Source organism: Streptomyces turgidiscabies Car8, assembly GCF_000331005.1.
In the GTDB taxonomy this organism is placed as follows: Bacteria; Actinomycetota; Actinomycetes; order Streptomycetales; family Streptomycetaceae; genus Streptomyces; species Streptomyces turgidiscabies.
This window is the reverse complement of the sequence record NZ_AEJB01000568.1, coordinates 1-9,896: the sequence shown is the minus strand read 5'-3', so window position 1 is coordinate 9,896 and position 9,896 is coordinate 1. Positions and strand designations below refer to the sequence as shown.

Genomic DNA, 9,896 nt, shown 5'->3' with positions numbered 1-9,896 from the left:
ATCACCGGCGCCGTACTGGCGGTCGACGCGGGTGCGGTGGTGTCGGCGGGGGCACTCGCCGGATCACTCGCGACAACCGTCTGGGCAGGACTGGTGGCCGGGCCGCTCGCCGTGTCGCTGGTGTCCGGGGTGGACGGCGACGGGGTCGGGTCGTCGGTCGGCCCCCCGGTCGGGGTCCCTGTAGGCGACGTCGAGCCGGACGGTGTCGGCGTCGGGGAGGCCGGCGTCGACGGCTTGGAGGTGGGCGACGCGGACGTGGACGGCGAGGACGACGTGGACGGCGTACTCCCGCCCCCGGTGCTCCCGCCTCCCGGTGTCTTCGTCCCCGTCGGGTCGTCCGACGGCTCCTCGCCGTCCGTGGGTGGCGGCGTCGGGTCGTCCGAGGTGCCCATCGTCCCGTCGGGACCCGGGTCGGTCGGGCGGCTGGTGGCCATACCGGTGTCGCCGTTGCTGTCGCCGTCGCCGTTGTCGGCCTTGTCGGCGCCCAGGCTGTCGTCGTCGCTGCCCGCGCTGGCGGACGGGTTGACGCCCACCTGGTCGGACGGTGTGTCACCCGGGTTCGACGTCGCGCCCAGGGTCACCACCGTGCCGAGCACGGCCGCGAGCAGGGCGCCCGCGCCGGCCGCCACGAGGTTGCGCCGGGCACCGCCCACGAGCCGCTGGACGCCCGACACCTTGTGCGCCCCGCCGCCCCCGGACCGGGACGCGATCACGGTCGGCGCGAAGTCACCGCCCCCGTAGCCGGAACCGGTACCGGAAGCCGAACCGGAACCGGTGCCCGACGGCTGCAGCGGCGGATAACCGGCGGCCCCGAAGACCGCCGGGACGCCACCGGGAGGCGACGCCGACTCCTCGTACCGCGCGTCCGGGACCTCCTCGCCCGCCGTGGAACCCGGGCCGGAACCGGGGCCGGGGGTGTCACCGGCCCGGTCGGCGACCAGGGTGAGGGCACGGCGGCCCGCGACCGTGCCGCGCTTGTCGGCGACGGCGCCGCGCAGGCCGATGGCGGCCTCCAGCTCCGTACGGGCCTGGTCGAGCTGTTCGCCGCAGAGCGCGAGGATGCCCAACTCATGGTGGAAATAGGCCTGTTCCGAGACCTCGTCGGCGAGCCGAGCGGCCTCGGCGCCGAGCAGCAGGACGTGTTCCCAGGCGCTCCAGTACAGGCCGGCCGCGAAGGCGGGCGCCGCCGTGCGGGCCAGCTGCACGGCCGTGCTCTCCTCGCCCTCCCCCGGCGGCGTGGTCTCGGGGACCAGGACGGCCAGCGCGGCGAGCAGGGCGTCGGCCTCGGCGCTCACCCGCTCGGGGGTGACGGACGGGTGGCCTGCCCACCAGGCGTAGTGCTGGGCGGCGGTGAACGCCCGGTCCTGGGCGCCCTCGCCGTATCCGGCGGCCTCCAGCTGGGTCCGTACCCCGGCCGCGAGCCGGTAGTGGGAGCCGACCGGGGACACGAGGGCGCAGCCCAGCAGCTCCCCGAGGGCGGCGTCCGCGTGGGTGTCGCCGACCAGTGCGGGCAGATGGGCCTGGTGGGGCACCTCACCGCCGAGCGCGACGGCGAACCGCAGGGTGTCCCGGGCGGACGCGCTGAGCCGGGACGCGAGCAGCGGCGCGGGCGCGGCACCCTCGGCGAGCGAGGGCAGCGGTACGTCGTCCTCGTCGCCGGAGTCGAACGCCGCGTCGACCGGGGTGTCGGCCGGGACGTCCTCGAAGACGCCGAAGTCGTCGAAGGCGTCGGCGCGGGCCCGCAGTCCGTCGCGCTGCCTGAGCAGGGCGCCGGCCTGGACGAACCGCAGGGGCAGGCCCTCTGACTCGAACCAGAGGTCGCCGGCCCAGTTGGCCTCCTCCTCGGTCAGGACCCGGCCGACGGCGCGCTCGAGGAGCTCCAGACCGCCGGCCCGGTCGAGGCCGTCGAGGAACAGTTCCTCGATCAGCGCGTCGGCGGACGGGGCGGGTACGTCGGGGGTGGCGCTGATCAGGAAGGCGCACTCGGGGGTCGCGTCGAGGAGTTCGTCGAGCGCGGCGCCGCCGAACTCCACGTCGTCGAGGACGACGACCGCGCCGGCCTCCCGGACGAGGGCGCGCAGTTCGTCCGGTTCCGGCCGGTACAGAGGCGCGTTGTATACGGCGTAGAAGAGGTCGTAGAGCAGGTCGGTCTGGGTGCGGTGGAGGCCGGTGAGGCGGACCACGCCGTCGGGGGCGAGGTCGGCGCAGTCGGCGGCCACGGCGTCGAGGAGTGTGGTGCGGCCGGAGCCGGCCGGGCCGGTGAGGCGTACGGAACGGCCGCGGGCCAGCAGCCGCACCAGCCGTTCGCGCTCGCCGTCGCGCTCCAGGAGCGGCAGTTCGGGCCGCGCGGGCCCGGGCGGTACGGATGGCCGCGCGGCGCGGGTGATCTCGGTGCGCTCGGCCGCCGTGAGCTTGACGGGCCGGCCGGGCCGTTCGCCGGGCGGGCAGACCTCTATCTCGCTGCCGTCGACCGGGTTGACGGTGAGCAGATAGTCACCCGAGACGAGCTGCGCCGTGCGGGCGAGCGCCGGCGTGTGCTGACCGAAGTCGGTTGTGAGGGCGTCGCGAGGCGGGCGCTGACGCGGCGTGCTGCCGTCGGCGTCATGGCCGTACTCCTCGGAGCCCTGGCTGTTCGGGTCCATAAGGTTCAAGCCCCCCAAAAGCGTCGTGTGCGGGTCGACGGGACCCAGGCCCCTCCCGGCCTTGCTGCACACTGCGCTGTCGCTTCTGGTCCGGGCCCGCTCGTGGGATGTCAGGCAGCGGGCGACCGAACCCTAAACCTTCGCACAGTATCTATGACAGGCCGGGGTACCGCGCCGTCCGAGACGTCACAGTGTCGTGAGGATTGTGCGCGAAGCGCGTTTTCACACTCTGGGCAGTGACTCCACCCCGATGCCGCCCTCGATCGCCAGGATCCGGTGCAGCCGGGTGGCCACCAGCAAACGTTGCATCTGCGGTGGTACGTCGCGCAGCACCAGCCGCCGGCCGCACCGCCCGCACCGCCGGTGGGCTCCCATGATCACCCCGAGCCCGGTGGCGTCCCAGGAGTCCAGCTCGGACAGGTCCAGCACGAGATCGCCGACGCCTGTGTCGACGGCCGTGTGCAGGACCGTACGGGCGTCCGCCGCGCTGCGGACGTCGAGGCGGCCCCCGACGACCAGCTCGGCGTGGTCGCCCCTGATGTACATATGCGCTCCCGTGAGTGCGTGTGTCGTGCTCCGCGTCGGTAGGTGATGCAACGTCTGACTGCCTTTGGGGCGGTCAGGTTGCCGTCTGTGAGCGAACCGATACTCAATTCACCCCACAGGGTGATACCCCAGGGGTTCGTGCGGTTTCCGTACCTGTTGACTACGTGCGGTACTGCTGTGCGGCGATACGTCTCGGCGCTTGTCGGTACCGCCCGGTACTGCTCAGTGCTTGTAGAAGCCCTGCCCGCTCTTTCGGCCGATGTCACCGGCGTCAACCATCCGGCGCATCAGCTCCGGAGGAGCGAACTTCTCGTCCTGGGACTCGGTGTAGATGTTGCTCGTGGCGTGCAGCAGGATGTCGACCCCGGTGAGGTCGGCGGTGGCCAGCGGGCCCATGGCGTGCCCGAAGCCGAGCTTGCAGGCGAGGTCGATGTCCTCGGCGGTGGCGACACCGGACTCGTACAGCTTGGCCGCCTCGACGACGAGCGCCGAGATCAGCCGGGTCGTCACGAAACCGGCGACGTCCCGGTTGACGACGATGCAGGTCTTGCCGACCGACTCGGCGAACTCCCGTGCGGTGGCGAGGGTTTCGTCGCTGGTCTTGTAGCCGCGGACCAGCTCGCAGAGCTGCATCATCGGCACTGGTGAGAAGAAGTGCGCGCCGACGACCCGGTCCGGGCGGTCGGTGACGGCGGCGATCTTCGTGATGGGGATGGCGGAGGTGTTGGAGGCGAGCACGGCGTCTTCGCGGGCGATCTTGTCGAGCGCGCGGAAGATCTCGTGCTTGACCTCGAGCTTCTCGAACACCGCCTCGACGACGATGTCGGCGTCGCCGACCGCGTCCAGGTCGGTGGTCGCGGTGATGCGTCCGAGGGCGGCCTCGGCGTCGGCCGCGGTCAGTTTGCCCTTGCCCACGAACCGGTCGTACGAGGATTTGATGCCGTCGGTGCCACGGGTGAGCGCTTCGTCGGTGACATCGCGCAGTACGACGTCCCAGCCCGCCTGGGCGGAGACCTGGGCAATGCCGGAACCCATCAGGCCGGCTCCGATGACGGCAAGCTTCCGTGCCACTGTGCGACTCCCCTGACGCGCTGTTTATGTACCTCGTGCATTGGCCTCTTCGGCGGACCCTAGCGCTCGTGAGGGGCTGTGTGACCGGTAAGTAATGCGCGTCACGTCTCATCAGGCGGACATCACACCGACGTGGCTCATTCGGCCCCTCGGACGGCTAGGACAGGTCCTGGTCGAGCGGTCGGGGCAGGTCGTCACTACCCTGGCCGCATGGTCAATCTGACGCGCATTTACACCAGAACCGGCGACCAGGGCACCACCGCCCTCGGGGACATGAGCAGGGTCGCCAAGACCGATCTGCGGATCTCGGCGTACGCCGACGCCAACGAGGCGAACGCGGTGATCGGGACCGCCGTCGCGCTGGGCGGGCTGGAGACGGAGGTCGTCAAGGTGCTGACCCGGGTGCAGAACGACCTGTTCGACGTGGGCGCGGATCTGGCGACGCCGGTGGCCGAGAACCCGGAGTTCCCTCCGCTGCGGGTCGAGCAGTCCTACATCGACAAGCTGGAGGCGGACTGCGACCACTTCCTCGAAGGCCTCGACAAACTGCGCTCGTTCATCCTGCCCGGCGGCACCCCCGGCGCGGCCCTGCTGCACCAGGCGTGCACGGTCGTACGCCGGGCCGAGCGCTCCACGTGGGCGGCGCTGGAGGTCCACGCGGAGGTGATGAACCCCCTCACCGCGACCTACCTGAACCGCCTGTCGGACCTGCTCTTCATTCTTGCCCGCACGGCCAACAAGGAGGTCGGGGACGTGCTCTGGGTTCCGGGCGGGGAACGCTGAGGAGGCCGCGCGACCTCATCTCCCTACGGCTTGCCCCTCGGTGGGCGTGCCCTCTGGAACAGTCCTGTCAGGAGCAGTGCCCCGCCGACGCACATCAGGACCACGCCCACCTTCGTCAGGGTGACGAAGGGAATATCGACTCCCCCGGCGAACTGCCACAGCACCAGGCCGATCACCAGGGTCGCGGCGCCTTCCAGCAGGTTTTTCGTCGCCCCGCTCATCGGCGCGCGCTCTGCTTCTCGAAGGTGACCCGGCCGGCGCTCTCGGCGTCTGAGGGCCCGCCAGGAGCCTTCTTGGGCCAGATCGTGTACGTCAGTGCGATCAGACCGTGGATGCCGGCCATCCGGAGCGCCGCCCCCTGGGTGGACCGCAGGGACGAAGTGTCGCCGTCGCCGACGTACCAGACGGCGCCCTGGAGCAGCGCGCACGCGACCGCGGCCATGACGACCGTACGCAGCCACAGGCGGCCCTCGTGGCGGGCCCGGGCCATGCCGTACCGGGGCGGTTTCTGCGGGGGCGGGCCGCCGGCCAGGCGGTGGGCGACGTGGCCGTCGAGCCAGCGGATCGTGTAGTGGCCGTACCCCGCCGTGAAGCCGATGTAGAGCGCGGCCAGGCCGTGTTCCCAGCCGGGTTCGGCGCCGTTCCTCAGGTCGATCGCCGTGACGACGAACAGCACCAGTTCCAGCAGCGGTTCGCAGAGCAGCAGCGCCACGCCGGTGCGGCGCCACTTGAGCAGATAGCGCGCGGTCAGGCCGAGCGCCAGCAGCACCCAGAAGCCGACCTCGCAGGCGATGATCAACGCGACGATCACGACTCGCTCCTCCCAGGGGAATGCGTCCTCCCTCCAGGCTCCCGGCCGGCGGTGCCCGATTCGTCGTCGGCGGTGAGGAGGTCCCGGTACATCGAAAGATGCAGTTCGGGACCGTTCCCGAGGATCAGGCGGGCGGCGTCCGGGCCGTGTTGGATGGAGGCATGGCCCAGCGACTCCCCCGCCCGCACCGCGACGACGTGCGTATCGCGCTCGCGGGGCTGCTCGGCGGTCTGCTGATCTGGGGCGTCGGTCTCGGCACCCGCACGGCCCGTGACCCGCTCGTCCTCCTGGACGGGCGCTGGCCGATCCTGCTGCCGCTGGTCGTGACCGCCGGCTGCGAGCTGCTCCGGCGGAGCCGTCCGCGTACGGGCCTGCTGGTCGGTACGGGCGCGCTGACCGTGGACGTCCTCACGCAGGGCAACCTGGTCACTGTCGTGATGTTCACGGACCTCGTGTACGCGGCCGTCCTGTACGGGCCGCCCGCCACCGCCCGCCGGGTCCCCTGGATCACCGGGCTGCTCTCGGTGGCCACCGCGATCGTGCCCCTCGCCGTCTGGCGGGTGCCGCAGGCGCTGCTCGTCGGTGTGGTCGTCGGGATCGTGGCGTTCACTCCAGCCGCCACCGGCCTGATCGTGCGCAACCATCGCGACGCCGCCGTCTCCGCCCGGCTGCGTGCCGAACAGACCGCGCTGCTGGCCGAGTTGGACCGCACCCAGGCGGTGACCTCCGAACGGGCAAGGATGGCAAGGGAGTTGCACGATCTGGTCGCCAACCACCTCTCCGCTATCGCGATCCACTCCACGGCCGCGCTCTCCCTCGACGACCCGGACACCTCGAAGCGGGCCCTCGGCGTCATCCGCGAGAACAGCGTGGCGGGACTGGCCGAGATGCGCCGCCTGATCGGCATCCTGCGCGACAGCGGTGGCGACCTGGAACCGGCGGCTGCCCCGACACTGGACGGCCTCGGCGCGCTGGTCGACGGCGCCCGCACCAACGGCCTGGACATCACCCTCGACGCCGACACCGACCACGCCGTCCTGCCTGCGCCGGTCGAGCTGGCCGCGTACCGCATCGTCCAGGAGTCCCTGACCAACGCCCTCAAGCATGCCTCCCCCGGCCGGGTCTCGGTGGCGCTGACCCGGCGGGACTGTTCGCTGAGCGTCGCCGTGACCAGCCCGTACGGCGATCACGCCAGCCCGCGCGCGCCCGGCTCGGGCGCCGGCCTGGTGGGGATGCGGGAGCGGGTCGCGCTGCTGGGCGGGACCTTCACGGCGGGGCCGGACGGCGCCCGCTGGGCCGTGCGCGCGGTGCTGCCCCTCACCGAGGCGGAACGAGTGGCAGAACGAGAAGGAGGAGGAGAAGGCGTATGACGGAGTCAGGTCGGGTGGACCGGGAGCGGGCGATCCGGGTGCTCGTCGCCGAGGACCAGTCGGCCGTACGGGCCGGGCTCGTCCTCATCCTGGGCAGCGCGCCCGGTATCGAGGTGGCCGGGGAGGCGTCGGACGGGGAGCAGGCGGTGGCGCTGGCCCGTGAACTACGGCCGGATCTGGTGCTGATGGACATTCAGATGCCGCGCCTGGACGGGGTGTCGGCGACCCGGCAGGTGGTCGCGGAGGGCCTGGCGGACGTGCTCGTCCTGACCACCTTCGATATCGACGAGTACGTGTTCGGGGCGCTGCGCGCGGGAGCTTCCGGTTTCCTCCTGAAGGACACGGAGGCGAAGGACCTGATCGACGCCGTCCGGACGGTGGCGCGCGGCGAGGGCCTGATCGCTCCGGCGGTCACCCGGCGTCTGATCGCCGAGTTCGCCGCCGGGCCGGCCCGGGAGCCGAGGGCCGACCCCGCCGTCCTGGACGCCCTCACCCGGCGCGAGCGCGAGGTGCTGTCGTGTCTCGGCGAGGGACTGTCCAACGCGGAGGTCGCGACCCGTCTCGACATGGCCGAGGCGACGGTGAAGACGCACGTCAGCCGCCTGTTGGGCAAGCTGGAGCTGCGCAGCCGAGTGCAAGCCGCGGTGCTGGCGCAGGAGTTGGGGGTTTAGCGGTTCGGGGGAGGCTTTCCGCGAAGTGGTCCAGACCTATTGACCCGTGGTCCAGACCTTCCTATTCTCGCGGCACTGTGGGTGCGAAGGCTCAGTCGCGCCCCCCTGACACCTCCAAGGAGGCGCGGCATGCGCTTCGGACAAAGATGTACGGCAGGCCTGACAACCCTGCTGCTCCCGCTCGCCACCCTGGTGGGCCTGGCGAGCCCGACACAGGCGGCCGCTGCGGCTTCATCGGCTACCGCGACCTACGCCAAGACCCAGGACTGGGGAACGGGCTTCGAGGGCAAGTGGACGGTCAAGAACACCGGTACCACGTCGATCAGTTCATGGACGGTCGAGTGGGACTTCCCCTCCGGCACGGCCGTCACCTCGGCCTGGGACGCGGACGTCACCTCCGGTGGCGCCCACTGGACCGCCAGGAACAAGTCCTGGAACGGCACCCTCGCCCCCGGCGCCACCGTCTCCTTCGGCTTCAACGGCAGCGGCTCCGGCTCCCCCGCCAACTGCAAGCTGAACGGCGGCAGTTGTGACGGCGGCTCGGTCCCGGGCGACAACGCCCCTTCCGCGCCCGGCACTCCCACCGTCTCCGGCGTCACCAACACCTCGGCGAAGCTGAGTTGGAGCGCGGCCACCGACGACAAGGGCATCAAGAACTACGACGTCCTGCGCGGCGGCACCAAGGTCGCGACGGTGACGGCCACCTCGTACACGGACACGGGCCTGACCGCCGGTACCGACTACTCGTACACCGTCCAGGCCCGGGACACCGCCGACCAGACCGGACCGGTGAGCGGCGCGGTCGCCGTGCGCACCACGGGCGGCACCACCGACCCGCCCACCGGGAACAAGGTCAAGCTCGGCTACTTCACCGAGTGGGGCGTCTACGGCCGCAACTACCACGTCAAGAACCTGGTGACCTCGGGCTCGGCGTCGAAGATCACCCACATCAACTACGCGTTCGGCAACGTCAAGGACGGCAAGTGCACCGTCGACGACACCTACGCCGCCTACGACAAGGCCTACACCGCCGACCAGTCGGTCTCCGGCGTGGCCGACACCTGGGACCAGCCACTGCGCGGCAACTTCAACCAGCTGCGCCAGCTGAAGGCCAAGTACCCGAACATCAAGGTGCTGTACTCCTTCGGCGGCTGGACCTACTCGGGCGGCTTCGCGCAGGCCGCCGCCAACCCGGCCGCCTTCGCCGCCTCCTGCAAGGCGGTCGTCGAGGACCCGCGCTGGGCGGACGTCTTCGACGGCATCGACATCGACTGGGAGTACCCCAACGCCTGCGGCCTGACCTGTGACACCTCAGGTGCGCCGGCCTTCAAGAACCTGCTGTCGGCGCTGCGTACCACGTTCGGGGCGAACTACCTGGTCACCGCGGCCATCACGGCCGACGGTTCCTCCGGCGGCAAGCTCGACGCGGCCGACTACGGCGGCGCCTCCGCCTACGCCGACTGGTACAACGTGATGACGTACGACTACTTCGGCGCCTTCGACGCGGACGGCCCGACCGCCCCCCACTCGCCGCTCACCTCGTACGCCGGTATCCCGGCCGCCGGCTTCAACTCCGCGGACGCCATCGCCAAGCTGAAGGCGAAGGGCGTCCCGGCGGCGAAGCTCCTGCTGGGCATCGGCTTCTACGGCCGAGGCTGGACCGGCGTCACCCAGTCCGCCCCCGGCGGCACGGCGACCGGCGCGGCACCGGGCACGTACGAGGCGGGCATCGAGGACTACAAGATCCTTAAGTCGTCCTGCCCGGCCACCGGCACGATCGCCGGCACCGCGTACGCGTACTGCGGCAACAACTGGTGGTCGTACGACACCCCCGCGACGATCGCCGGGAAGATGTCCTGGGCCAAGAACCAGTCCCTGGGCGGCGCGTTCTTCTGGGAGTTCAGCGGAGACACGAGCAACGGGGAGCTGGTGAACGCGATCAGCGGCGGTCTGGCGTAACCACCGGCACGAGAGCACAACAGCGCGACGGCACGAAAGGCGG

The 9,896-nt window shown here is 71.2% G+C and carries 9 protein-coding genes; 4 read left to right on the top strand and 5 right to left on the bottom strand.

What is annotated here, in order from left to right; all coding sequences use genetic code 11:
* The 3 genes from STRTUCAR8_RS40325 to STRTUCAR8_RS40315 all read right to left on the bottom strand — a co-directional run.
* A partial coding sequence (locus STRTUCAR8_RS40325; RefSeq protein WP_006382154.1) for an ATP-binding protein occupies positions 1–2,642 on the bottom strand: 2,642 nt, incomplete at its 3' end.
* Positions 2,643–2,864: 222 nt separating this feature from the next.
* Positions 2,865–3,188 (bottom strand): STAS domain-containing protein, encoded by a 324-nt coding sequence (locus STRTUCAR8_RS40320; protein WP_006382151.1) that lies wholly within the window; start codon positions 3,186–3,188, stop codon positions 2,865–2,867.
* 222 nt (positions 3,189–3,410) lie between these two features.
* Positions 3,411–4,259 (bottom strand): 3-hydroxyacyl-CoA dehydrogenase family protein, encoded by an 849-nt coding sequence (locus STRTUCAR8_RS40315; RefSeq protein WP_006382152.1) that lies wholly within the window; start codon positions 4,257–4,259, stop codon positions 3,411–3,413.
* Positions 4,260–4,469: 210 nt separating this feature from the next.
* Here STRTUCAR8_RS40315 and STRTUCAR8_RS40310 point away from each other — a divergent pair, with 210 nt between their 5' ends.
* Positions 4,470–5,042, top strand: a complete 573-nt coding sequence (locus STRTUCAR8_RS40310; RefSeq protein ID WP_006382146.1) for a cob(I)yrinic acid a,c-diamide adenosyltransferase — start codon at positions 4,470–4,472, stop codon at positions 5,040–5,042.
* A gap of 23 nt (positions 5,043–5,065) precedes the next feature.
* On the opposite strand, the gene STRTUCAR8_RS40305 is transcribed toward STRTUCAR8_RS40310, so the two are convergent.
* Positions 5,066–5,263: a DUF5708 family protein gene (locus tag STRTUCAR8_RS40305; RefSeq protein WP_006382147.1), complete on the bottom strand. Its 198-nt coding sequence runs from the start codon at positions 5,261–5,263 to the stop codon at positions 5,066–5,068.
* Positions 5,260–5,853 carry a hypothetical protein gene (locus STRTUCAR8_RS40300; protein WP_006382153.1) on the bottom strand — a complete coding sequence of 198 codons (594 nt, stop codon included), beginning with the start codon at positions 5,851–5,853 and terminating at the stop codon, positions 5,260–5,262. The genes STRTUCAR8_RS40305 and STRTUCAR8_RS40300 overlap by 4 nt, the downstream gene beginning before the upstream one ends.
* Positions 5,854–6,014: 161 nt before the next feature.
* On the opposite strand from STRTUCAR8_RS40300, the gene STRTUCAR8_RS40295 reads away from it, so the two are divergent.
* From STRTUCAR8_RS40295 to STRTUCAR8_RS40285, 3 genes are all read left to right on the top strand, one after another.
* Positions 6,015–7,223, top strand: a complete 1,209-nt coding sequence (locus STRTUCAR8_RS40295) for a sensor histidine kinase (RefSeq protein WP_044473727.1) — start codon at positions 6,015–6,017, stop codon at positions 7,221–7,223.
* Positions 7,220–7,894, top strand: coding sequence for a response regulator (locus STRTUCAR8_RS40290; RefSeq protein ID WP_044473726.1), 675 nt, complete (start codon positions 7,220–7,222; stop codon positions 7,892–7,894). The genes STRTUCAR8_RS40295 and STRTUCAR8_RS40290 overlap by 4 nt, the downstream gene beginning before the upstream one ends.
* Before the next feature lie 129 nt (positions 7,895–8,023).
* Positions 8,024–9,853: a glycoside hydrolase family 18 chitinase gene (locus STRTUCAR8_RS40285; RefSeq protein ID WP_006382150.1), complete on the top strand. Its 1,830-nt coding sequence runs from the start codon at positions 8,024–8,026 to the stop codon at positions 9,851–9,853.
* Positions 9,854–9,896 lie beyond the last annotated feature (43 nt).